The following is a 23647-nucleotide window of genomic DNA, read 5'->3' on the forward strand; positions in this document are numbered from 1 at the left end:
CTAACACCGTGCCAGAGCCTTGCGGGAGTCCTGAAAGGGGATCTGTCGCACAAAAATGCAAAAGAGGCGCAGAAATGAAAAAGCTCGGGGAAGGTTTCCGGGCTTTTTTATGGGGGCTCACCTGACGACCAGCGCTTCTCCAAATCCTTGCGCCAGGTTCAGCAAAGCGCGGCTATCTGAAGATATGTTCAATCATGATCCTGGAGGGGATGAATAACGTATTCGTGTAATAGGCCTCATACCCATAGGCGGTTATGCGAACTTTGCACGGGATTGAAGCTTGCGACGTCAGCAACGGTTTGATGGCGTCGTAGTCATTCAAGTCGCGTTGCGTACCATCCGGATTGGTGTAGTAGAAGATCAGGTCGGAGGAAAACTTGTAATTGGGCCTGGCTTGACCGCTTGCGTTCACTCGCCCTTCGGCTTTTACCGCGATTGAATGCTCGGATGAGAACTCCATGTCGCGATTGAGAGAGCAGATCAGGGTAGGGCTGAGTTGGTTGGAGTTTTCGTAATCATTGAATGCGTTCTGCAAATCCACAGTGGAGTTGAAGTGTGCCGTGAACAGATTGGCGGGGCCGAGCTCAAACGATGATAGCGTGAGGTCGGCGGGCGGAATGCTGGCCGTTTTTACGCAGCCGGTGCAGAGTAGAACGCCCAGGTATATGACCGCGCGGAAGCTGTTCATTGGCCGAAAATACCGTTGATTGAGTCAAAAATCAGATCGCAGGTGGACTTCGTCCCTTGCACGGGTTCTATAAACATCCAGTCAGCAGAAGCATGGTGCTTATCAATGGTCTTGTTGATGGTCGGATCTGCCTCGATATTCGAAGTGACGTTTCGAGTGAGTTTGGTTCTATCATGAGCTGGCGTTCATGTAAGCACTTTTCTGATAACTCACTGGATGCTGTCCTAATGAGAGACCTGCCGCCTACCGCGACCTTGCGCGCATTTGAAGCTGCCACCCGGCACTTGACCTTTACGTCGGCCGCACAAGAGCTGCATGTAACTCAAAGCGCGGTCAGTCATCAGCTCAAGCATCTTGAGGCCCTTTGGGGAGTGCAGTTGTTTGAACGTGGCAAGGCGTTACGTCTCACGGCAGCGGGGGCTGCGCTGGCGCCCATCGTACGCGAGTTTTTCATCAGCCTGGAGGCGACTTTGGGGGACTTGCGCGAGCAAAAAGGCAGAGTTCGACTCGGCGTCAGCACCACCTATTCCTTCGCGCTCAAATGGTTGCTGCCGCGCTTGCCGCGTCTCGCTCGTCAGCACCCCGAGCTGCTGGTCTCGCTGGACACCACGGATAAAATCATCCACTTCTCTCACGGCCAGGCTGATGTTGCGATCAGGCTGGGCAAGGGCGATTACCCCGGTCTGCATTCTGAGTTCCTGTTTGGGGAGCAGGTATTTCCGGTGGCCAGCCCCGAACTGTTGCGACGCGTCGGTACGCCGCTGAGCCCCGCAGAACTGTTGCATTTCCCGCTACTCACGCGCGATGGTGCTGAATTGGTGCCAAAATGGGAGGTGTGGTTTCAAGCCGTCGGGCTGGCCTATTTGCCGCTAAAGGAGTGTGTCAGATTTGGCGATACCAACATGACGGTCGAGGCCGCCTTGCTCGGCCAGGGCGTTGCATTGGTGCGCAGCGGGCATGTCGAGAACGAAATCAGCGATGGCCGTTTGGTGCGGTTGTTTGATGTGCCATTCCCTTCACCGCTGGCGTACTACTTCGTCTGCCCCAAGGGCATCGAAGCGCAACCGCATATCGCCAGCTTTCGCCAATGGTTGGTCAGTGAGGCGCTGAAGTCCAACGACCGGATGGGTGAGTCATGAGTATACGTTCATGCTGTGATGAGGAAGCTTCGCTTTAGTCCCGTTGCCGCATTGCCTAAAGTGGCGCATGCCTATTCATATCATCTTCCTCGTGCTTTTCGCCGCGCTCCTGCATGCCAGCTGGAATGCGCTGCTGCGTAGCGGCGCCGATCGGCTGTGGTCGATGACAGTGATGTGCATTGCCATCGCCATCACCAGTGTCGTCGCCGCAGCGTTCATGGTGCCCCCCGCGATTGAGAGCTGGGGCTACGCGGTGCTTTCAGGGTTGCTGCATGTCGGCTACAACCTGTTTCTGGTGCGCAGTTACCGGGTCGGCGACCTGGGGCAGATCTATCCGATTTCGCGTGGATCATCGCCGGTGTTGATCACTCTGGGGGCCGCCGTGTTTGCCGGAGAAAGCATCACGCCTGACGTGTTACTCGGTATTGCGCTGGTGTCAGGCGGGATTATGTCGCTGGCTTTCAGAGGGCGCAGTCTGTCGGTTCCCAGCCTGCCTTATGCGCTGGGAACGGGCGGCTTTATCGCGGCCTACAGCGTGGTTGACGGCATCGGCGCCAGGCTCTCGGGCGCGCCGCTAGCCTACACGGTGTGGATGTGTGCCCTGTGGGGCGTACTGATGCCAATGGTCTATATCGGCCTGCGCGATACCCGCAGCTTGTTCTCCGTCCGGCCCGGAACAGTGACCGCGCTGGTCGGCGGGCTGGTCTCTTTGCTCGCCTATGCAATGGTCATCTACGCCATGAACGAAGCGCCCCTGGGCGCGGTATCCGCATTGCGCGAAACCAGCGTGCTGTTTGCGGCGTTGATCGGCTATGTGTTTCTCGGCGAGAAGCTCACCGCGCGCCGGATACTGGCATGCGTAGTGATCGCCAGCGGCACTCTCATCATCGGCTGATACAGCCAACGGCTCAGGAGTTAAGTTTCATGGTCAACGTATCGCAGGCACCGCTGATTCTGATTACGGGCGGAAGTCGTGGAGTAGGGGCAGCAACTGCCCGGCTGGCCGCCGCAAGAGGTTATGACGTGGCGATCAGCTACGTTGCCAACGAACCCGCAGCGCTGGCTGTGGCTGCGGATGTGGAAGCATTGGGGCAGCGGGCGTTGGCGGTGCGCGCGGACAGTGCGGATCCGCAACAGGTGGTCGATTTGTTCGCGGCGATCGACCACTCGTTCGGACGCATCGACGTCCTGGTCAATAACGCCGGGATGCTGGCGCCGCAGTCACGCCTGGAGGACCTCGGCTTCGAGCGGATGCAGCGCATCTTTGCGGTCAACGCCATTGGCCCAATTCTCTGTGCCCAACAGGCGGTGAAGCGCATGTCTTACCGCCACAACGGCCCGGGCGGTGTGGTGATCAATGTCTCATCGGCCTCGGCGCGCCTTGGCAGCCCCAACGAGTACGTCGACTATGCGGCGTCAAAGGGCGCGTTGGAGACGTTCACCATTGGCTTTGCGAAGGAGGTCGCACGGGAAGGTATACGCGTCAACTGTATTCGCCCCGGACATATCTATACCGAAATGCATGCCAGTGGCGGTGAGCCGGGGCGGGTCGATCGTGTCAAGGACTCGATCCCGATGGGGCGGGGCGGACAGCCTGAGGAAGTGGCACGCGCAATTCTATGGTTGGCGAGCGCGGAGGCATCATTCGTTACCGGTACATTCCTCGATGTAACGGGAGGTAAATGAGTCGGCGGCAGGGATCATCGACTAGCCGCATTCGGCTTGCCTCACCTTGCGACTCAACCCAGGCGTCTTGCCCGTAATGCGCTTGAATGCACGACTGAAAGCGGCCTGGGAGGTATAGCCCAAACGCTGCGCCACCTCTTCAATCGGTAGCCTTTCGAGGGTCAGCCACTGGCTTGCAAGCCGCATCCGCAGTTCGGTGACATAGCGTAGCGGGGCCATGCCAATCGTAGCCTGAAAGCGGTCCGCGAAGACCGAGCGTGAGGTATTGCAGTGCTCTGCCAACTGCGCAACAGTCCAGTCGCGGCCCGGTTGTTGATGGAGCGCAAGCAGTGCACTGGCCAAGCGGGGATCGCGCAAGGCGGCGACCAGACCAGAGGCATTGCCGCAGGCGCACTCGACCCAGCCGCGAACGACCATGGCCGCCACCACGTCGGCCAACCGCGCGAGGATACCGGCGAAGCCGACGCGTGCGGCGCTGACCTCGCGTTCCATGGTGGTCAGGATCGGCACCAGCCCGGGGTAACGCTGGCCGCCGGCATCAATCAGCATCAGTCCCGGCATCAGCCGGCCAAGGCCATGGATACTGCCCAGTTCAAACTCCATACAAGCACTGAACAGAATAGTGCTCGGAGTGGCGCTGGCATCGGTTCCGGTATTCACCGCGCTGACGGTTTCACCCAAGGGCGCACCGTCTAGATGATCGATGTCCTGAACAGGCGCGCCCTGATGGGAAAACAGTTGATGGGCTGCGCCATGGGAAATAAACACGGCGTTGCCGGCAGACAGCGCGTACGTGGTCCCGTCCTCCATCCGCAACACCGCATTGCCGACGGCCATGAAGTGGAACCAGGCGTGCCCAGGTTTTTCCGCGAAGCCCAAACCGAAAGTTGGACCCGTCTGGATGCGCCGGTATTCAACACCACGCAGGCGCATGCCGCGCAACAGCTCGTTGATGAGGTCCGAGGAAAGAGCAAACTGATCTGCAGGCATCGTTCAGGTGTTTTGGTCAAAAAGTAGAGACTTTGGATCATAGATCATCCCGATTTCGGCGCCTAGACTTCGGCTCTTAATGAAGATTGGGAGATCCGTGCAATGACTGACTGTGTATGTAACACCGTATCCGACCGCCATTGCGGCGTCGGCGCGGACGTAGAACCTGCAACCCCGGCGTGGATGGCAGTATTTTCGTTGGCAATGGGTGTGTTCGGATTACTGACCGCTGAGTACCTTCCGGCCAGTTTGTTGACGCTGATGGCTACTGACCTGGGAGTGTCCGAAGCGCTGGCTGGCCAGGCGGTAACGGTAACTGCCGTGGTGGCGCTGTTCGCCGGCTTGTTGGTGCCAGGTCTGACCCGTGGTATCGACCGACGCTGGGTGTTGTTGGGTTTTTCGACGTTGATGGTCGCCTCCAATCTGTTGGTCGCCGTTTCCTCCAGCTTCGCGGTGCTGTTGTTGATGCGTATCTTGCTGGGCATTGCCCTTGGCGGGTTCTGGAGCATGGCGGCGGCGGTAGCGATGCGCTTGGTGCCGAGTGCCTTGTTGCCCCGGGCGCTGTCGATCATTTTCAGCGGCATCGCCATCGGCACGGTAGTGGCAGTGCCGCTGGGCAGCTATCTGGGCGGGCTGTATGGCTGGCGCAGCGCGTTCTTCGCAGCGGCGGCGGTAGGCATGGTGACCCTGGCTTTCCAGTCGTTCACTCTCCCGCGTCTTGCGCCGCGCCGGCCGGCACGTTTGCGCACTGTGCTCGAGGTGTTGCAGCGCCCAGGCATCGCCATGGGAATGTTCGGTTGTGTGCTGGTACACAGTGGGCACTTCGCGATGTTTACCTATGTTCGACCCTTCCTTGAAGGAACTACCGGTATCGGTCCGCAAGGGCTGTCACTGATGCTGCTGGGGTTCGGTGTGGCGAACTTCGTCGGCACGCTGTTGGCCGGTAGGCTGCTGGAGCGCCACCCGCTGGCCACTCTGGTGCTGATGCCCGCGCTGGTCGGCGTTGCAGCACTGGCGTTGGTGCTGTTGCCGGCCTCGGTGCCGGGACAGGCGCTACTGCTGGCGGTCTGGGGCATGGCCTTTGGTGGTGTGCCGGTGGCGTGGTCGAACTGGGTCGCCAGCGCGGTACCTGATCAGGCGGAAAGCGCCGGAGGCATGGTAGTGGCCTCTGTGCAGTCAGCCATCGCCACTGGCGCCGCCGCTGGCGGTGCAATGTTCAGCCTCAGTGGCAGCGCAGGCGTATTCGTAGCGGCAGCCGTGCTGATGCTGCTGGCCGCGTTGCTGATTGCCCTGCGTGTCCGCGTCCCTTCTGTTCATGGCGTTCGCCAGTCCAAGCCCGCGCTGCACCTTTGATCCGGTTTGCCAAGCCGCCTAAATCCGTCCGTAACCAGGGACGCAGCCGTGCTATCGAGCTGCAAGCGGGGCGAACCGATCCTGTTCTGCTACTAAACTCCCACGCCGCTAATGGGCCAATTGGATTGGGTCTAACTGGCGCAGAAGCCGGATCCCGAAATCTGGCAGGGTTGGGTCAGTGAAGCAGCGGCCAGGAAAATCGATGCGACGTTATGGAAGGTTTTCAATGGCAGGGAAGCCTTTCTTTAATCGCAGATAGATTGCCCTGAGTTTGCCGATGTTCGCCGTTCTAAAGTGCGCACCGTCGCGGTCGATAACTCAGAGTACGCATGGGCTCTATCTCCTCATAACAACACATGCGACGTTCACTTCTAGCGTTTCCCCTTGCCAAAACTATAAATATCCGCAGGTGAAGTCATGAATATCAAGCAGAAGCTGACCTGGGCGTTCGCAGCTATCGCGTGCGTCCCGGTCATCTTGGTCGCCGTTTTGGTAGTGCTGAATTTGCGAGAGGGGGCCCTGGCCAATTTTCTCGACAGCAGCGGTCGTGAGATCCGCCAGATCGACAATGGGATGAAGCAGTTTTTCGACGGCATAAGCCAAAACGTCGACTATGTAGCCAAGGACCCGCGCGTTGTCGCGGCCAAAGACCTCAAGAGCTACGCGGGTGCCGAAGCCGCGCAAATTCCACTTACTCAGGCCAACAAAGAGCTGCTGGCGATATTTGACCAGTTCGCCAAAAGTCATCCGAGTACTGCTTACCTGTCCCTGGGTCTGAGTGACGGCGGCTACGCCAGTTGGCCGGACGACACCAAGCTGAACAACTACGATCCGCGCGTCCGTCCCTGGTATAAAGCGGCCATCGCCACTCCAGGCGCCACTGTGCGCACGGGGGCCTACTATTGGGCGCCGGACGATGTGACGCTGATCGGCACTGTGCGTACTGTCGCCGACGCCGTCGGGAATATCCTGGGAGTGGTTGGTCTGGACGTGTCGCTCAAGCAACTCACCGAGCTGGTGCGCAACATCAAGCTGGGCGATAGCGGCTACCTGATGCTGGTGGAAGACAACGGTAACGTGCTGGTAGACGCCAGCGACGCGAAGCACAACTTCAAACCTCTGGCCGACCTGGGGCCCAACTACGCCGAACTAGCCAAAGGAGGCGACGGCGTGACCCAAATCGAGATTGATGGCGTGGCGTACATGGCCAACGTGGTCAGCTCCAAAGGCCTGGGCTGGCGCTTTATCGGCCTGATCAAGCGTGATGAAGTGATGGCCGACGTCACCCGCCTGACCTGGTTGATCGCCGCCATTGCCGCGGCATTGGCGTTGGTGTTCGCGATAGTAGGCGCCAGCTTTGCCAGCGTCATCGTGCGTCCGATTCGCGGCGTGGCCGACGGCCTGCAAGAAATCGCCGAAGGAGAAGGCGACCTGACGCGCCAACTCCAGGTGCAGGGCAAGGACGAAACCGCCAGCCTGGCGGGCTGGTTCAACCAGTTCCTGGGCATGATCGCACAATTGGTGCAGCGCATCGGCAACGCCTCATCTGACCTGCAGACCGCCGCCGCCGAGACTAGCGACGTGGCCAACAATATGAACCAGGCTGCAGGTCGCCAGCGTGAAGCCGTGGAGCTGGTGAGCACTGCGTTCAACGAAATGGTCGCTACTGCCAACGAAGTCGCACGTTCGTGCAGTGCTGCCGCGACGAGTGCCGACGAAGGCTACCGCGACGTACATGACGGCCAGCAGCACATCGGCGAAGCCACCGGCAGCGTGCTCAAGCTCAGCGAAGACCTGCAGAAGTCGACCCAGACCATGCAGATGCTGGAGCAGGACAGCCAGAACATCAACACCATTCTCGACACCATCCGCTCGATTGCCGAGCAGACCAACTTGCTGGCGCTCAACGCGGCGATTGAAGCGGCGCGCGCCGGTGACCAAGGCCGAGGTTTCGCCGTAGTCGCCGACGAAGTCCGCGCCCTGGCTCGCAGGACAGCCGACTCCACCGGCGAAATCGACAGCTTGCTGGGCAATCTCGCCCGCCGCACCCAAGAGGTCACGCAGCAGATGCAAGGCAGCCTGCAAGTGTCCCACGCCAGTGTGGAACGCATTCAGCAGGCGCGTGACAGCTTCGACAAGATCCGTGGCTCGGTGGACTCGATCCGCGACCAGAATACCCAGATCGCCACAGCCGCTGAGGAGCAGCACCAAGTGGCCGAAGAGATCAATCGCCACATCGCGCAGATCCATGCCGATGCCCAACTGGTCGAAGGCTTTGCTCAGTCGTCACAGGCTGGCTCGGGTCGATTGATAGACATTTCCGGTCAGCTCAAAGGCCTGGTGGGTCGTTTCAAATATTAGTATCCCGACCCGAATGAAAACGGTGAGCGCTCACCGTTTTCATTCGGCCGACATACGCAGTTTTATTGCTTCCACTGTTCCGCTGAAAGCCTCAGGCCGGTCTATCGAATAGCGGAGAATACCCCTAGAGACTATCCGGATCCCCAAAAAACATTTTGACTAGGCTCTAGGAAGGCGTTTTCAGGTCGATAATGCTGTTATTTGCCCCCCCTTTTGCCCCCAATCGCATTGAGTGTGCGAGTGATCTTGAATGGTGACCTGCGACTGACTCCAGTATGGCAGTACCTGGTATTCGGTGCACGCAAGCTAAAGCGGCGCTCCCGAGCAACGCAATCAGCGTGAGCGAGGATCTTTATTTGATCCGAAACACACTGGTTTTATGCTTGCCTCTCATTCAGCCCTGATTGTTTCGTGAAATATTTCTGCATAAAGCCGAGCGACGGTCGGTGTGAGGTTGTGTACTGAAGGAATCAGAAAATTTGAGTTGGGGGCGAGTCGTTTTGCGTAGATGACTTCGTAAACCCTGCGAACGATTCCTGGCTCTGTTTCCTCTTGGTCGAAGCCAGGCATTATTCCTACGGCTTTGTAACCCGCATGCTCCAGTGCTTGTTGCATATACGGAGCGCTGGTTGTCGCCATACCATAGATCAAGCCCGCTCCCATGAACCTTCCCATTTTTTCTCCGAGGTCTTGGGCAGCTACGGCCAGTTTGGTTTGTCTATGATGTTTGGCTACCGCGCCCACTCGCCCGAAGATGACATCAGCGCCGTCAATTTTTTCCCACGTTGCTATCGCGACGATTTCATGATTTCGGCGGACCACTATAGCGAACATCGCCCGCTCCAGATCGTCTTCGAGCACCACGTTGTCTTCATAAAATTGCTGGTTCAGAAAAGGGCTCCCTAACCCCACCGTAATGGAGGGAAACCACGTCTGGAAAAAAATTATCGCTACATCGATCTCCTCGCGTTTCAGGTAATCCCATGTGTAGCCAGAGGGTAAAACAGTGAAACTGCGAATCTGATCGATCATTGGCCATTTCATGCGGTTCTGCTCGTCTTGATAGTCTAATTGCCTTTCAGGAATCGGTCGGAGAAAGGGGCTTATTCAGTCGCTTCTCTATCGAGTTGTCTGCGATCTATCAGCAATTCCCGGGCGTCTAGTGAGGGGAGGCGGCGGGTTAGACGGCGGTGTTTTCAGGTTTGAGGACAGCGCCCTCGCAGAGTCCTGGGTTATGCCTGGCCGCAAATTGTCTGTGGCGGTCGACCACTTCACCGATGACAAACTGCATCAGCTTCTGGACGAAGGCCGTATCGAGGTTGGCCTCCTGGGCGAGGGCTGTCAGACGTTCGTATTGATGCTGCTCTCTCTTCTTGTCCACCGCTGGCAATTGATGTCGGGCTTTAAGCAAGCCGACCTCATCAGTACAGCGGAACCGTTCAGCAAGCATGTGGATGAGCGCGGCGTCGATATTGTCGATGGTTTGTCTGAATGCCGAGAGTTGACGCGTGATGTCGGAATTGTCCATGGATAACCTCGTGGCAGTTGTTCTAAGGGGCTTGTCTGTACCCTTCCTTGGTCCTTCCATGATTGGACGGAGAACCTGAGCAGGCGCTTTACGCGGGATCGGGCATGTTCAACGATTCCTCCAGCCACTGCATGACTACCTTGAAAGCCGAGTCTGAATTGCGTTCATAGATCAATCCGTGGCCGTTGCCGTGAATACCCAGTGCCGGTAGATCAAGGTGGTGAATGTTGGCACCGGCATTTCGCAGGAAAGGGACAATGCTGGATGCGTAAGAAGCAAACGCTGATGTCTCACCTGTCATCAGCGCTACCGGAACGCCCTGCAATCCGGGAATTTTCAGGGTTGATGGTTCTGCTGTGCGGACTTGCTCCGCCGTCTCGCGAGGCGGATCAAAGGTCAAAGGGGCGGCGGTCAGTCCCCATTCGAGGCTGCCTATACCCGGCGTATGGCCAAATACCGGCCCCATAGGCTCCACTGCCACAATCCCTGCGATCAGGTCGGGTCGACGATCGGCGACCAACCAGCCACTGGGCCCGGAAGCGGAATGCGTAACGATGATGGCCTTACCGATTCTGTCGAGCAGTTCGGCCAGTCGGTCCGCGTCCAGGGTCTGCGAGGCCGCAAGGTCAGCCGGCATGGGGCCGTAAGCTGCAATGAAGGCGTCAAACGCTGCTTCGTCATCCGACTCAAACGGCCACTGCGTTTCTCCACCTCCCTCTGGAAAGTAAACTTCGCGGGCGCGTTCATAGGAGAACGCTGGCCCCATCGGTCCCATGATGTCGGGGTGATACGGCGATCGCCCGTGGCCGGGTCTGTCGACGCGAAAGACTACGAAGCCCGCTTCGAGGAACCGCTGCGCCCATCCCGGGCGACCATCGGGTGTATCCAGCCATTCGGTGCCCTGCAGCGTGCCGCCGTGCACCAGCACCACGGGATAGGCTTGAGTGATGTGCTCAGGGGATTCCCAGGCTACGTACATCGGACCCTTCTGGAAATTTTTACCGTTCTGGGTAACACGGGCGCCGGTCACCCAGAAGTTGCCACGCCGCGTACGTTTTATCGGTGCGCTTCGCCAGGGTTGCTGGGCATGATCGGCTGATTGGGTAAGTGTCTGCGTAGCGAAGACCGACCAGTCCTTGTGCCCGTCTCCCCGGGCAACTGCCGACGTCATTTTCGATCGCACTGCATCCGCAGCAGGCAGTTCCAGGTCCTTGAGACGGCCCGCATCAATAGCCAGATTTATATCCTTGAGGCCAAGAGACAGTTTGAAACCCGGTTCAAAGCTGTTGTTGGCGATGTTCTGCCCATACCGTTGATAACTGGGGCAGGCGAACAGGGTCTGGGTCATGAGGTTGACGAAAATCGAAGGTGTCAGTCCGTGGCGTTGAACGAGTCCGCTTGCTTCGCCCAGCGACTGGATGGCTTGAGTGATCATCATGTTGCCGGCGATTTTCGCGATACACGCGTGTTCAGGCTGATCGCCCAGATACCAGGTTTTTTTCCCGAGCAGGTCAAACAGCGGTTGAACCGTCGAGACAGCTAGCTGCGATCCGGCCGCCAGGATGTTCAACTCGCCGCTCGCGGCCACGGCGGGCACGCCGAAAACCGGTGCCGCGACCAATGCCATGCCGATTGCATCATGCATGCCCTGCAACTCGACCATGAGTGAAGGCGACAAAGTCGACATCACGACATGCACGCAGGCCTTGTCTGCATTTTCCAGAGCAGCGCTGGACAGCAGCACTTCCCTGACGGCGGCATCATCGGCCAGCAGGCTGATGACGACCTCTTGCTGAAAGGCCGAGGACGGGGATTCGAGAACGCTTACTCCTTCGAGATCCATAATCGCAGCGTGACTACGGTTCCATGCCGATACGTGATGGCCGGCCCGGATGAGCAACGGAATGATCGCTCTGGTCATGCTTCCCACACCGATAAAGCCAATCTTCATTTGCAGTCCCTCGGTTGGTGTTTCGACGAAGGTGTATGCAGAGAAGTATGTCGAGCCTGGGATTGCTACGGCACTGCCATTACTGCACTCTCACTGTTCATTTTTGTACGGGGTAGAGTATGGACTGGAGTGATGTGCGGATCTTTCTCGCGATTGCCCGCAGTGGGTCATTGGGCGCTGCTGCCAAGCTGTTGGGTGTTAGCCATCCGACCGTGGGGCGGCGCTTGCAGGTGCTTGAGCAGTCCAGTGGCCAGCCCATTTTCCTGCGTACCACCCAAGGTTTGGTACTGACCGACAGCGGAGAGAAGCTGCTCAGCCTAGCGCAGGAAATGGAGCAGAGTGCGTTGGCCATCGAAAGGCGCCTGGCGGGCGACAGCGCCCAGCCAGAAGGTGTGTTGCGCATTTCTTGCGCTGACTGGTTTGCCTGTTATGTGCTGGCCCCCGTCCTCAGTGAACTGGGGCGACGTTACCCTCTGATTGTGCCTGAGGTTATCGCCGGGCATCGATTGTTTGACCTGGCTCGTCGCGACGCCGATATCGCGTTTCGAATCGTCCCTTTCACCGAACCCGATATTGTTCACCGCAAGCTGATCTCCCTGAGCTATGGGTTATACACGGCCGTCGGATCTGCTGATCCCGAGCCACAGGGCGAGGGGGTTGGTTTGATTACCATGAGTGTTGCCCAGTCTCATTATCCCGATGTGCAGTGGCTGCAGCAGCGTTACCCTCTGGCGCGTACCTTGTTCACCAGTAGCAGCCGCACAGTCCAGGCGCAAATGTGCACGCAGGGGCAGGGCGTTGCCGTATTGCCCCGCGCCTTGGGTGACCAATTAACGGCGCTGCGGTTGATTGATCCGCACGAGCCGCCACCGGGTCGCGACATATGGATGGGCTACCACCAGGACATGCGCCAGATGGACAGCCTTCGTGCTCTTGCCGATCTTGCTTCCATCATGATCGGCAATCAGGCATGCGGTTGACTCACTCTGCTGGGTGCATGGCCGCCGTTTGCGGATCAGTAGCAGGTTGGCGCGTCAGGGTAAGGCTCAATCCCGCGCCTACCGCCAGGCATGCTGCGATGCAGAGTATGGAGACGGTGAAAGCGTGGGTGATGGCAGCCGCGTCCGTATCCGTGCCTAGAAGGGTGTAGAAAATGCCGCCTATTATTGCCACGCTCAGTGACGTGCTGATTTGCAGGGTGGAGCTGGTAATGCCTGCAATCATGCCGGAGTATGCGGGTGCCACACGTCCTGTGATCATGCGCATCAATGTCGGAAGGGCTAATCCTTGTCCGAAACCGATCAGAAACAGAATGACGGCAAGGGGCAGCGCAGCGGGGCTGGCGGACATAGGCGTGTGCGCCACGAGCCAGGCCAAGAGCACAAATCCCAACACTTCAAGCCCCATTCCGACGGGATTGACGTATGCCCCCAGAAAACGCCTGAACTGAGGGGTGGAAAGCGGTCCCAGCAAAAATCCCGCGCCGAAAGGAAGGAAGACGAGGCCTGCATTGAGTGGGCTCGTGTGCAGCGCTCCCTGTAGATAAATGGAAAGCAGCAGGAAAAACACGCCGATCGCGTAAAAGGTGAGGGCGACGAGCAGTGCCCGGGCAAGACCGGGCGCGCGCAGTGCGGCAGGATTCAGCAACGGAGCACCTTGCGCTTGATGCAGGCGGGCTTCGTAGCGCCAGAACAGCCAGGCCAGCAGCGGCACCGCTGCAAGCGACAGCCAGGCCCACAAAGGCCAACCCGATTCACGCCCCTCGATCAGAGGAATGATCAGAGCCGCAAGCGTCACCATCGACAATAGCGTTCCGCCCAGATCCAGCTTGCTTGTCTGTGGTGCGTGGGTTTCCTTGACCACTGGAATGGCGACAAGGATGACCAGTAACGCAATCGGTAAATTCACCAGAAATATCGCCCGCCAGCCCAGGTTCATCAGGTTGAGCGATATCAATATTCCGCCAAGTGCCTGGCCGACTACCGAAGCCAGACCAAAGACCGCGCCATACAGGCTCAGTGCCAAGGGCTTTTCGGAGTCGGGGAATATCGCCTGCACTGATGCGAGTGCCTGAGGTGCCATGATGGCTGCCGTCACGCCTTGCAGCGAACGTCCGGCGATCAACACCCAGGGTGACTCGGCTACACCGCAGATCAGTGAGGCAACGGCAAAGCCAACCAGACCAACGAAGAACATTCTCATGCGGCCATAGATGTCACCCAGCCGTCCACCGGTAATCAGTGTCACGGCATAAAGCGCCGCATACGAGGAGATGATCAACTGTTCGGCGGAGGAGGCCGTGCCTAGCGATTGCTGAATTGAAGGCAGCGCTACGTTGACGATGAAAAAATCCAGCGGCGGTAAAAATGCACCGACCAACAAGATGGTGAACATCAACCAACGCCGCGGTTCCGGGGGGGCGACTTTTGTCTTAGGCATAAGGTCTCCTTCCTGGAACCCTTCGGTTCCAGAATATTCTCGATTGCAGGTCATGCTCTGAATCAGCTGACTCCAATCTAAACGATCAAACCTTCCCTTACGCCTCACATAAATGAACGGCCAATGTTCATTTATGGCAGTGCCGCTCAGCCCCTGACTCCTCTCAAAATGGCCGCACTGTGGTTCCAGTCGAGCCACACAATCGAGACTGAGGAGTCAGATATGTCAGGCAAATTCGCTAATCAGGTTGCAGTCGTCACCGGGGCATCCACAGGGATCGGGTTTGCAATTGCGCAAGGTTTGATTGCCGAGGGAGCCAAGCGTGTTTACATCACGGGTCGTTCTGCAGCCACGCTGGAGGCGGCGGTGGCGAAGCTAGGCGACAGAGTCGTAGCGGTCATTTCCGATGTCGCCAGCCTGGCTGATCTCGATAAACTCAAAGCTACAATTGAGGCGCGCGACGATCAGCTGGACTCAGTGTTTGCCAACGCGGGTATTTGCGAAAAGAACCCGCTGGGCGAGACCACCGAGGCGGCTTATTTCAACATGTTCGACATTAACGTGAAGGGGGTTTTTTTTACCGTTCAAACGTTGATGCCATTGTTGAAAAACGGTGCGTCGATCGTGTTGACGGCCTCTATCTGTTCCAGCAATGGGATGGAAGGACTGAGCCTCTACAACGCATCCAAGGCCGCAGTAAGGTCCTTCGCCAGGACTTGGGCCAACGAACTCAAAGGTCGCAAGATTCGAGCGAATGTCCTGAGCCCTGGCTTCACCCGCACGCCTCTGATGGATAACGGCTTGAAGATGAGCGAAAGCGACATTGCCGCGCTGCGCCAACACGTCGAGCAGATCACTCCGCTGGGGTATATGGCCCAACCTGAAGAAATCGCCTCGTCGGCGCTGTTCCTTGCATCTGCCGATGCGAAATATGTCAACGGTGTGGAGCTGATGGTCGACGGCGGCCTGTCGCAGATCTGAACACGTGCTCAACCGTAGCGCAGCCCTCGCGGAGGGCTGCCTTCGTCGCTTATGCGAAGCCTCAGCAGGAAACCCCATCATGAACATGGAACAACTGACCGCCCGACTGGACGCCCTGGAAAGTCGCGCCGCCATCGAGTCGCTGATAAACGCCTACGCCAATGCCTTCGACCGCATCGACGCCTCGCTCCTGAGCGGTATCTGGCACGAAGAATCAACACTGGATCTACCGGGTTTTGGCCAAGCCGGAAACCGTGACGAAATCCTCGCGATGGCGCAAAACAGCTGGCGCCAGATGCCACATATGCATCACTGGATGGCCAACCCGCTGATCGATATTAAGGGTGACAGCGCGGTGGGTACGGTGGCTGCGGATTGCCTGTTTCACGACATTGAAAAAGGCCCGGTGCAAGTCAGCGGGCTGTACCACGACAGGTTTGAACGTCGGGACGGAAGATGGGCGTTCTTGTCACGTCGTTTTGAACTGCACTTTCTTACACCTTTGAAGGACTGGGTACCCGTTGCTGGCGAAGAAAAGTATGCGCCGGTCGAGCACCAGAGCCTGGGCAAGCCCTCAGACAGTTGACCTGCGCGCATGAGTTTCAGTTGGGGGCAGCGAACGACAAGCACTGTCCGCCGACGTCGTTCAAGCTCCAGGGAATGACAGCGAAAAACAGATAACCCCGGGCTTTGGCTGTTCGACACGCACGTGACCTTCATGCAGTTGCATGATTGCCACGACGATGGCGAGGCCAAGGCCGTAGGAGTCAGAGTTCTGGTGGCGAGACGCATCGCCGCGGTAAAAGCGGTCGAAGAGTTTGCCCACGGTTTCATCACTCAGCACAGGCCCTTGGTTCTTCACTTCAATGCGGGCTCCGCCGGGGGTTTCCATCACCCGGATCTGAATCTCGGTGCCCTCGTAGGCATAGCGAACGGCGTTTGCCACCAGGTTGCTCAAGGCTCTGCGCAGCAGCAAAGGGTCAGCGAGCACGTTTCCATCGCCTGTTATCTGTACGGTCATTCGCCGCTCTTCAGCCAAGCCTTCAAAATAGTCGGCAATGCGCTGCGATTCGTCATGCAGCGATAGTTGCTGGCGCTCCACCAGTGCGTGCGCTTCATCGGCGCGCGCAAGGAACAGAATGCTTTCGACGATGCGCGAGATCCGTTCGAGCTCTTCAAGGTTCGAAGCGATCAGTGCCTGATAGTCATCCTCGCTGCGGCGCTGGCGAAGGGCGACCTGGCAATGCCCCATCAGCGACCCCACCGGCGTGCGGATTTCATGGGCAAGGTCAGCGGAAAATTGCGTCAATCGTTGATAACCCCGGGCAAGACGATCGAGCATCGCGTTATAGGCGTCACTCAGCTGTTGCAGTTCAACCGGCGTATCGGAGCTGTCCATACGGCTGTGCAGACGCTCGGGTGTTATCGCTGCCGCATGCGCGGCCATCTTGCGTAACGGACGCAGCCCTCGACGCAGTACCAGGTAACCCAGCAACGCGGTGGCCAGAAACGCAAGGGCAACGGCCAGGTAGATACGTTCGCGATACGCCGCGAGCATAGCCATTTCCTTGCCCATGAGGTGCGCGGCGGTCAGGCGCACTTCACGTCCCCCCGACGTCGTGACGACGGAGGCGGCGCGCAGCATTGTTCCCGAGTCGGTCACGCCGCTACGCAGGTCACTGACGCTCAGCTTTGTATCCTGGCCGATCACGGGCAGTTCAGGCAACGTGACGTTCAGTGGATTTACCTGGATTACCGGTTGCTGTCCGGGCTCTTCAATGATGAAGATGTCGTCTTCGCTGTCGAGCATGTTCTTGAAAATCTGCGGGCTGTCGCGCAGCTTTTCGATGGCGAGCTCGTAGTGCAGCAGCTTGCGAAAATGTTCCAGGCGGCCCATGACCGCATGATCGCTGTACACCAATACCGAGGCTTTCATCGTCTGATACAGATAAACGCCTGCACCGGCCACGGCCAGCATCGCTACCATGGAAAACGCCACGGTCGATCGCAGGGTCAGAGAGGGTTGGCGTCGGGACCGCATGGCCTCACCTCGCAGACATAGCCGATACCGCGAATGGTATGGATCAGCTTGATAGGGTAGGGCTGATCGACCTTGCTGCGCAGGCGCTTGACCGCTACGTCCACCACGTTGGTATCGCTGTCAAAATTCATGTCCCAGACTTCCGAAGCGATCTGTGTCCTGGACAGCACATCGCCTGCCCGGCGCAGAAATAGATGCAGCAGGGCGAACTCCTTGTTGGTCAGCACGATCACCTGCTGCTGGCGTGTAACGCGGCGCCGGACCAGATCCAGCTCGAGGTCGGCGAGGTGGAAATGGTCGGCTTCGCGCACGACACCACGACGCAAGATGGTGCGGATGCGTAACAGCAGTTCAGTAAACGAAAAAGGTTTGACCAAGTAGTCATCGGCGCCCAGTTCCAGGCCGCGAATGCGGTCCTGCAACTGGTCGCGCGCGGTCAGGAACAGCACGGGGACGTCTTGTCTGGCGCGCAAAAGCTCGATGATCTGAAACCCGTCAATCCCGGGCAACATCACGTCCAGCACGATCAGATCGTAGGTCGTATGCAAGGCCATGTGCAGGCCGTCGGCGCCGTGCTGGGTCCAGTCGACGTTGTAACCGGACTCGCCGAGCCCCTTTTTGAGGTACTCACCTGTTTTGGTGTCATCTTCGATTAGCAGGATATGCATCGTGAGGCGCGCTCGGGTCTCTTCATGACAGGATTCAGCCCGCGACATCGGTATCTCGGCTGTGCAGTGTAACGGGATGAGCGGGCGCAGTCGGTTACATTTCTGTCATTCATGGGCAGGGCTGACGAATGACAAAAATGTCATTCGGCGGTCATCGTGACGTCCCGGTCTGCGGTCGAGGATGGCGGCACATCACCCCATGAGGAATCGTCACCATGCAACTAAAAAACGCCTTGTCTACCACATTCGGTTTGTTGATGCTCAGTGCTGCCGTCATTGCTACCGCGGCTGACATGCCGGTGATCAAACCGCTGCGTGGCACGGTGGAAAGCGTCAGCAACAATACGCTGACATTCACTGTCCGCTCCGGCGCCCAGCAGACTATCGGACTGACTGACAAGACCGGTATCAACCGGGTATCGAAGGCCAATATCGAATCGATCAAATCCGACAGCTTCATTGGCTCGGCGGCCATCCCGCAGGCCAACGGAACATTGAAGGCGCTGGAGGTGACGGTTTTTGACGCCAGCCTGAAGGGCAGCGGCGAAGGTCATTATGGCTGGCAGAACGCGGATGGCAGCACAGGCACCATGACCAACGGTACAGTGGGGAAACTGTCCAAAGCTGACGGCCGCACATTGACCGTCAACTACAAGGGTGGCGAGAAACAAATCGTCGTACCGGACGATGTGCCAATTGCCTACGTCGAGCCAGGCAAAGCCGATGAACTGGTCAAAGGTACGAAAATTGTCGTGTTCCCCGCCGCAGATGGAACCACCGCGCGCGGCATTGCAGTTGGCAAGGATGGCTTCCAGCCACCGATGTAATCACCTGAAAAGGCAGGGGCGCTGCCGCTTGGCAACGCTCCGCTACATGGCTGGTTTCGAGGGGGAAACACGTGAGACAGAAAAAGCTTCATCCCTGGCCGGTTCGCCTCACCCACTGGCTCAACGCCGCCTGCATGGTCTGCATGTTCATGAGCGGTTGGGCCATTTACAACGCCTCGCCACTGTTCGGCTTCAGGTTTCCAGTGTCGGTAACCGTGGGCGGGTGGTTGGGTGGGGCGCTGGCCTGGCACTTTGCATTCATGTGGCTGCTGCTGATCAACGGCGCAATCTATGTGCTGTATGGCGTCGTCAGTCGCCATTTCAAACGTGAGTTGCTGCCCATTGGGCTTGTCGCATTGAAGCGTGATTTTACGGACGCTTTGCGCTTCCGGCTCGTGCATGAAAAGGGTGTCTATAACGCTGTGCAGCGCCTGATGTACTGGATGGTGCTGGCAGCAGGCGCACTCGTCGTCATTTCGGGTGTGGCGATCTGGAAACCCATTCAACTTCAAGAGCTGGTCGCGCTACTGGGCGGCTATGACGTCGCTCGCTACGTACATTTTGCGGCGATGGCGGTAATTGCTGCATTCGTCGTGATTCATCTTGGGTTGGTAATGCTGGTACCCAAAACCCTGCTGCCAATGATTTCAGGTGGGGTGCGGTCGCTTGATATCAGGAGAAATGGCCATGACTGAATCCAGAAAAGGAACTGTTCAGCGCGTCAGGCTTGAACCTGCGCAACAGCTTGAGTTGGAGAATATCCAGCGCCGGCATTTCCTTCGTGCCGGCTTGACCGTGGGTGCGATGTCGATGCTGACCGGCTGCAACCTGCAGGACGGCGATCAGGTTGACAAGGTCCTTTGGGCCATGTCGCGCTGGAACGATAGGGTCCAGGCATGGCTGTTCAGCGGACAGAAACTGGCGCCGACCTTCACCCGCGCGCAGATCACTACGCCATTTCCGTTCAACGCATTCTATGGCCAGGACGATATCCCTGAAGTGGACCTCGCCAGTTACTCGCTCGCCGTCTCCGGCCGGGTCAGGGACAAGGCTCCATGGACACTCGAAAGCTTGCGCAAACTGCCGCAACGTAGCGATATCACCCGTTTGATCTGTGTTGAAGGTTGGAGCGCCATAGGACAATGGGGAGGTGTACCGCTCAAAACCTTTCTGGAACACATCGGTGCCGATACCACAGCGAAATTCGTCGGTTTCAAATGTGCTGATCGCTATTACTCCAGTCTGGACATGCCGACGGCCTTGCACCCACAGACACTGCTGGCGCTGGATTACGCTGATGTCGCGTTGCCGCCCGAGTACGGCTATCCGCTGCGGGTTCGAGTACCCACCAAATTGGGCTTCAAAAACCCCAAGCATGTTGTCGAGATTTTCGTGAGCAACGACAACCCGGGCGGGTATTGGGAAGACCAGGGATACAACTGGTTCAGCGGGATCTGATGGCGCAAAAACTGAACAGCCACGCCAGGAATGCTGGCGAGACTCATGACACCAGACCTGATATGAGGCGTCCCCATGACCTATATATCTGCGGTACCGCCAGCTTCATCAGTGTTACCGACTTCAGAAAACAAGAAGCGGGCAACGACCCATAGTGCAGATTTCCAATCCCAATTGCAGGCTCAGTCCAGATCACCTGTGCAGGAGCCGGATACAACCCGCGCTCATCTGTTATCGGAATCGACCACAAACCTGTCATGCCGGCCGGAGATGCGAGCGCTGCTTCAATTGTTGCCATGGCGAAGGAACGCCGACGGTTCTTTCAGCAGACCGGGCCGATCAGTGCCAGGTACGCGAGCCAGTGGCTTGGATATTGCGGACTTCAACTTCCCTGATCGAAACATTCTGGATAGCAGTGAGATTATCAAACACACCTGCGGAAATGAGGAGGGTAGACGGCCCTACTCAAAGTCCTTTGATGAGCGAATCGTGTGTACTTTCAATGGCGAGGAAAGCGAATTCTCTTCTGATGTGATCTGCAAAGAGGGATTGAATGCGTTCGCTACCGCAGTGGCTCTTTCCCCGATAACCCTCACCTGGTTACCGATTGAGATTGTTAGAGCACCGCTACGGTCGCCTGGCGTACGGATTTTTCGCCGTCGCAAGTCCTCTTCAGTCGAGAGCCACCTTCTCGACAAGTCAATTTCAGAGTAAGGGCGTTAAACGGGCGGATCTCGATAGCTCTTTCGCCGCGGGGCTAGTATTTCTATCGAGAAAGCAGCTACGCCAATGCGCGTCTTTATTTATTAGTGGTCTGTCGTTCGCTTACTGGCCGGGGTTTCTAGAGTGGCGAATGCGGTTTTATGAGGCTGAGTCCCAGTGACCCGATTGGACGCCGTTCTGGCACGTGAGTTAGCTTTCGTATCCGTTTATATTTTGGGCTCCACAACCATGACTGATCGTCAGATCATTGTTCCAGATGGCATGAGATTGCTCTGCGAGCATGCTGGTTATGCACCAGCTGTAAAGGTAGGAAAGACTCTTTACTGCGCTGGTCAGGTAGGCCGGACGCCGGAATTATCAGTTATCGAAGACCCAGAGCAGCAGTTTTTGGCAGCTTGGGACAATCTCCGGCTCGTCTTGGAAGCCGGCGGGTGCGAATTTGAAGATGTCGTCGAAATGACAACTTATCACGTCGATATGCACCGCCACATGCCAATTTTTAGACGCGTGAAGGATAAAGTCTTTCCTCGGAGTACTTGTGCATGGACATGCATAGGTGTCGGTGAACTGGCTCGCCCCGGCCTTCTCGTGGAGATCAAATGCATCGCCGTAGAGCGATAGCTTTTCTGATAGGCCCCTGAATATACAAATCCTGGATGGGTGTTTATCTATGCGGCAGCAGATGTGACACTTCACTCGCCCGTTGTGTCGGCAGGCACGCCATCCGCACGTTCCCACGCCTACTGGCGACGGGCAAGACAGGATTGTTTGAAACTCAGTGTGATGACACGAAGGGCGACGGGGTTGTCGGTGCCGGCAACGTATAAGCCTGCTTCATCCGCGCCACCTCCGCTATTGGCGTGCGTCCGAAGAGGCGCTTGAAATCGCGGCTAAATTGCGAAGCACTTTCATAACCCACCAGAAATGCCGACTTGGCCGCTGTCAGGTCGTTACGCAGCATCAGTAATCGCGCTTGATGCAACCGCGTCGACTTGAGGTACTGCATAGGCGAGGAATCGGTCACCTTGCGAAAATGCAGATGAAAGTTAGGCACGCTCATCTGCGCTTCCTGGGCGAGGATTTCTACATCCAGATGCTCGTGGTAACAGCGGTGGATTTTGTGAATGGCGCGCGTCACCTTGCCGAACTGACCCTGCTGGGCGATAGCCGCGCGTAGGGTACCGCCTTGTTCGCCAGTGAGAATGCGGTAGTAGAGTTCGCGCAACATCGCTGGTCCGAGGATTTGCGCGTCGGTGCAGTCGCCCATGACTTCCAGAAAACGCAGGGTCGACTGGCGCAGCGGTTCGTCCATGGGCGAGGCGTACATACCCATAGGCTGAGCCACGCGGATGTTCCATACCTCATCTACCTGCTGAATCAGCTCGCCGGCCAGATTGAAATCCAGACGTATGTACACCGCCAGCATTGGCTCCGCCTCGCTAGCGTCGGTCTCCATTGTAAAAGGCACTGGCACTGACACCACCAGATAATGCTGGGCGTCATAGATGTAAATTTCATCACCCAGATAGCCGCGTTTCTGCCCCTGACAGAGGATGACGATGCCCGGCTCATATAGAACCGGGGTGCGCTTCAGCGGCCGGTTGGAACGCAGAAAACGCACATCATCCAGCGGACTCAGGTTGTAACCCTCCAGCGGTGCAAGCTGGCCCATCAACTGCACCATACGCGCAGTGCTCGGGTCCTTGGATTTCGGCATCGATTGTACGTTCTCCACTTTTATGCTCAGCCGTCCGTGGAACAGCTCAGCGCTTCCCATTGCTCAATACTCTCCGCCGTCCGCTGCAGCTTGTCACGCACCAGAGCCAGGGCGTCGCTGCCCAGCAGCAGTTGAGCCGGCGGATTAGGGCTGGTGATAATAGTCATCATGGCGCGTGCGGCTTTCTGCGGGTCGCCCAGTTGAAGGCCGCTTTTTTCCTCACGGGCTTTTCGCACCGGGTCGAAAGTCGCATCGTAGTCACTGATGCTGCGCGGCGTACGCTGCATCGAACGACCTGCCCAGTCCGTTCGGAAAGACCCCGGCGCCACGGCCGTTACAAAAATATTGAAGGGCGCAAGCTCTTTGTTCAACGTATCAGAGATGCCCTCCAGGGCAAATTTGCTGCCGCAGTAGTAAGCAATACCTGGCATGGTGATATAGCCACCCATGGACGTGATATTAAGGATACGTCCCGCCCGCCGCTGGCGAAAAAATGGCACAAACGCCTTGGTCATCGCCACCGCGCCGAATACATTGACGTCGAACTGACGGCGCATTTCCTCCAGCGACGACTCCTCGAAAACCCCTTCGTGGCCATAACCCGCGTTGTTAACCAGCACGTCCACCGGGCCATACTGACCCTCAATAGCGGCGACGACGGCGTCGATGGCATTAAAGTGGGTAACGTCCAGCACCACGCCATGGGCTCTCTCAGGCAAGAGCGCCTGGAACGTTGCCAGAGAGGATTCGCTGCGAACAGTGCCGATCACTCGATGGCCCTGAGCGAGAGCTTCCTTAGCCAGGGCCTGGCCAAAGCCGCTACTAACGCCCGTGATAAAAATGGTTTTTTCTGCACGCATGGGGCGCACTCCTGAATATATAAGGTCAGGCTATGCTAGGGCGGAGAGTGGGTGGGAACTATGCCTGATTCGATTTTAGTATTGCCTGATTCTATCGGAGTGCTCGGTGAGCAACCTGAAATCTGCTGGCAAAAAACGAGGCCAAAGGAAGAAAAACGACGGGCTTATTTACCTGCTCTAATGTCTGCTTCGTGTCGCAAGTCGTTTTTCGGTAACGCTGATGTGCATGCGGTCTGG

21 protein-coding genes and 3 pseudogenes are annotated in these 23647 nt (G+C 57.6%); 14 read left to right on the forward strand and 10 right to left on the reverse strand.

The features are described from left to right. Positions 1–172 precede the first annotated feature (172 nt). Positions 173–688 (reverse strand): hypothetical protein, encoded by a 516-nt coding sequence (locus ACOYXE_RS06625; RefSeq protein WP_460928294.1) that lies wholly within the window; start codon positions 686–688, stop codon positions 173–175. Positions 689–915: 227 nt separating this feature from the next. On the opposite strand from ACOYXE_RS06625, the gene gcvA reads away from it, so the two are divergent. From gcvA to ACOYXE_RS06640, 3 genes are all read left to right on the forward strand, one after another. Next, positions 916–1827, forward strand: coding sequence for a transcriptional regulator GcvA (gene gcvA, locus ACOYXE_RS06630; RefSeq protein WP_460929785.1), 912 nt, complete (start codon positions 916–918; stop codon positions 1825–1827). Positions 1828–1894: 67 nt separating this feature from the next. Then, positions 1895–2722: an EamA family transporter gene (locus ACOYXE_RS06635; RefSeq protein WP_460928296.1), complete on the forward strand. Its 828-nt coding sequence runs from the start codon at positions 1895–1897 to the stop codon at positions 2720–2722. A gap of 29 nt (positions 2723–2751) precedes the next feature. After that, positions 2752–3513, forward strand: coding sequence for an SDR family oxidoreductase (locus ACOYXE_RS06640; RefSeq protein WP_460928298.1), 762 nt, complete (start codon positions 2752–2754; stop codon positions 3511–3513). A 21-nt stretch (positions 3514–3534) separates the two neighbouring features. Here the strand turns inward: ACOYXE_RS06640 and ACOYXE_RS06645 are convergent, their stop codons facing one another. Further along, positions 3535–4503 carry an AraC family transcriptional regulator gene (locus ACOYXE_RS06645; RefSeq protein WP_460928300.1) on the reverse strand — a complete coding sequence of 323 codons (969 nt, stop codon included), beginning with the start codon at positions 4501–4503 and terminating at the stop codon, positions 3535–3537. Positions 4504–4605: 102 nt separating this feature from the next. On the opposite strand from ACOYXE_RS06645, the gene ACOYXE_RS06650 reads away from it, so the two are divergent. From ACOYXE_RS06650 to ACOYXE_RS06665, 4 genes and pseudogenes are all read left to right on the forward strand, one after another. Continuing rightward, on the forward strand, positions 4606–5856 hold the full coding sequence (locus ACOYXE_RS06650) for an MFS transporter (protein ID WP_460928302.1): 1251 nt from the start codon (positions 4606–4608) through the stop codon (positions 5854–5856). Between the two features lie 39 nt (positions 5857–5895). Further along, positions 5896–6105: pseudogene (locus tag ACOYXE_RS06655) on the forward strand (hypothetical protein); the annotation flags it as partial. Between the two features lie 324 nt (positions 6106–6429). After that, positions 6430–7308, forward strand: a pseudogene (locus tag ACOYXE_RS06660) (cache domain-containing protein); the annotation flags it as partial. A gap of 372 nt (positions 7309–7680) precedes the next feature. After that, positions 7681–8217: pseudogene (locus tag ACOYXE_RS06665) on the forward strand (methyl-accepting chemotaxis protein); the annotation flags it as partial. Between the two features lie 390 nt (positions 8218–8607). Here ACOYXE_RS06665 and ACOYXE_RS06670 read toward each other — a convergent pair. The 3 genes from ACOYXE_RS06670 to ACOYXE_RS06680 form a co-directional block, all read right to left on the reverse strand. Beyond that, positions 8608–9261 carry a hypothetical protein gene (locus tag ACOYXE_RS06670; protein WP_127927330.1) on the reverse strand — a complete coding sequence of 218 codons (654 nt, stop codon included), beginning with the start codon at positions 9259–9261 and terminating at the stop codon, positions 8608–8610. Positions 9262–9397: 136 nt separating this feature from the next. Further along, positions 9398–9745 carry a chorismate mutase gene (locus ACOYXE_RS06675; RefSeq protein ID WP_058426038.1) on the reverse strand — a complete coding sequence of 116 codons (348 nt, stop codon included), beginning with the start codon at positions 9743–9745 and terminating at the stop codon, positions 9398–9400. Between the two features lie 88 nt (positions 9746–9833). Further along, positions 9834–11696 carry an NAD(P)-binding domain-containing protein gene (locus ACOYXE_RS06680; protein ID WP_223271419.1) on the reverse strand — a complete coding sequence of 621 codons (1863 nt, stop codon included), beginning with the start codon at positions 11694–11696 and terminating at the stop codon, positions 9834–9836. A 119-nt stretch (positions 11697–11815) separates the two neighbouring features. Here ACOYXE_RS06680 and ACOYXE_RS06685 point away from each other — a divergent pair, with 119 nt between their 5' ends. After that, on the forward strand, positions 11816–12676 hold the full coding sequence (locus tag ACOYXE_RS06685) for a LysR family transcriptional regulator (protein WP_056859940.1): 861 nt from the start codon (positions 11816–11818) through the stop codon (positions 12674–12676). Position 12677: 1 nt separating this feature from the next. On the opposite strand, the gene ACOYXE_RS06690 is transcribed toward ACOYXE_RS06685, so the two are convergent. Then, positions 12678–14135: an MFS transporter gene (locus tag ACOYXE_RS06690; RefSeq protein ID WP_056859941.1), complete on the reverse strand. Its 1458-nt coding sequence runs from the start codon at positions 14133–14135 to the stop codon at positions 12678–12680. Positions 14136–14258: 123 nt separating this feature from the next. Between ACOYXE_RS06690 and ACOYXE_RS06695 the strand changes: the two genes are divergently transcribed. Together ACOYXE_RS06695 and ACOYXE_RS06700 are read left to right on the forward strand one after the other, a co-directional pair. Then, on the forward strand, positions 14259–15116 hold the full coding sequence (locus tag ACOYXE_RS06695; RefSeq protein ID WP_460928306.1) for an SDR family oxidoreductase: 858 nt from the start codon (positions 14259–14261) through the stop codon (positions 15114–15116). 85 nt (positions 15117–15201) lie between these two features. Continuing rightward, complete coding sequence (locus ACOYXE_RS06700) at positions 15202–15702, forward strand: nuclear transport factor 2 family protein (protein WP_056860327.1); 501 nt, start codon at positions 15202–15204, stop codon at positions 15700–15702. Positions 15703–15762: 60 nt separating this feature from the next. On the opposite strand, the gene ACOYXE_RS06705 is transcribed toward ACOYXE_RS06700, so the two are convergent. Both ACOYXE_RS06705 and ACOYXE_RS06710 read right to left on the reverse strand, forming a co-directional pair. Next, complete coding sequence (locus ACOYXE_RS06705; protein ID WP_056859942.1) at positions 15763–17157, reverse strand: heavy metal sensor histidine kinase; 1395 nt, start codon at positions 17155–17157, stop codon at positions 15763–15765. Further along, positions 17130–17825: a heavy metal response regulator transcription factor gene (locus tag ACOYXE_RS06710; RefSeq protein ID WP_056859943.1), complete on the reverse strand. Its 696-nt coding sequence runs from the start codon at positions 17823–17825 to the stop codon at positions 17130–17132. The genes ACOYXE_RS06705 and ACOYXE_RS06710 overlap by 28 nt, the downstream gene beginning before the upstream one ends. 215 nt (positions 17826–18040) lie before the next feature. Here ACOYXE_RS06710 and ACOYXE_RS06715 point away from each other — a divergent pair, with 215 nt between their 5' ends. The 4 genes from ACOYXE_RS06715 (at position 18041) to ACOYXE_RS06730 (ending at position 21454) form a co-directional block, all read left to right on the forward strand. Continuing rightward, positions 18041–18652, forward strand: a complete 612-nt coding sequence (locus ACOYXE_RS06715) for a hypothetical protein (RefSeq protein WP_056859944.1) — start codon at positions 18041–18043, stop codon at positions 18650–18652. A 134-nt stretch (positions 18653–18786) separates the two neighbouring features. Then, entirely contained in the window at positions 18787–19347 is a 561-nt protein-coding gene (locus ACOYXE_RS06720) for a cytochrome b/b6 domain-containing protein (protein WP_460929787.1), read from the forward strand. Next, positions 19340–20110, forward strand: coding sequence for a molybdopterin-dependent oxidoreductase (locus ACOYXE_RS06725; RefSeq protein ID WP_056859946.1), 771 nt, complete (start codon positions 19340–19342; stop codon positions 20108–20110). The genes ACOYXE_RS06720 and ACOYXE_RS06725 overlap by 8 nt, the downstream gene beginning before the upstream one ends. A 951-nt stretch (positions 20111–21061) precedes the next feature. Then, on the forward strand, positions 21062–21454 hold the full coding sequence (locus ACOYXE_RS06730; RefSeq protein WP_056860328.1) for a RidA family protein: 393 nt from the start codon (positions 21062–21064) through the stop codon (positions 21452–21454). Between the two features lie 154 nt (positions 21455–21608). Here the strand turns inward: ACOYXE_RS06730 and ACOYXE_RS06735 are convergent, their stop codons facing one another. Beyond that, entirely contained in the window at positions 21609–22550 is a 942-nt protein-coding gene (locus tag ACOYXE_RS06735; RefSeq protein WP_056859947.1) for an AraC family transcriptional regulator, read from the reverse strand. Between the two features lie 26 nt (positions 22551–22576). Next, positions 22577–23410, reverse strand: coding sequence for an oxidoreductase (locus tag ACOYXE_RS06740; protein ID WP_058426034.1), 834 nt, complete (start codon positions 23408–23410; stop codon positions 22577–22579). Positions 23411–23647: the final 237 nt, after the last annotated feature.

The organism is Pseudomonas sp. MC6 (genome assembly GCF_054790575.1).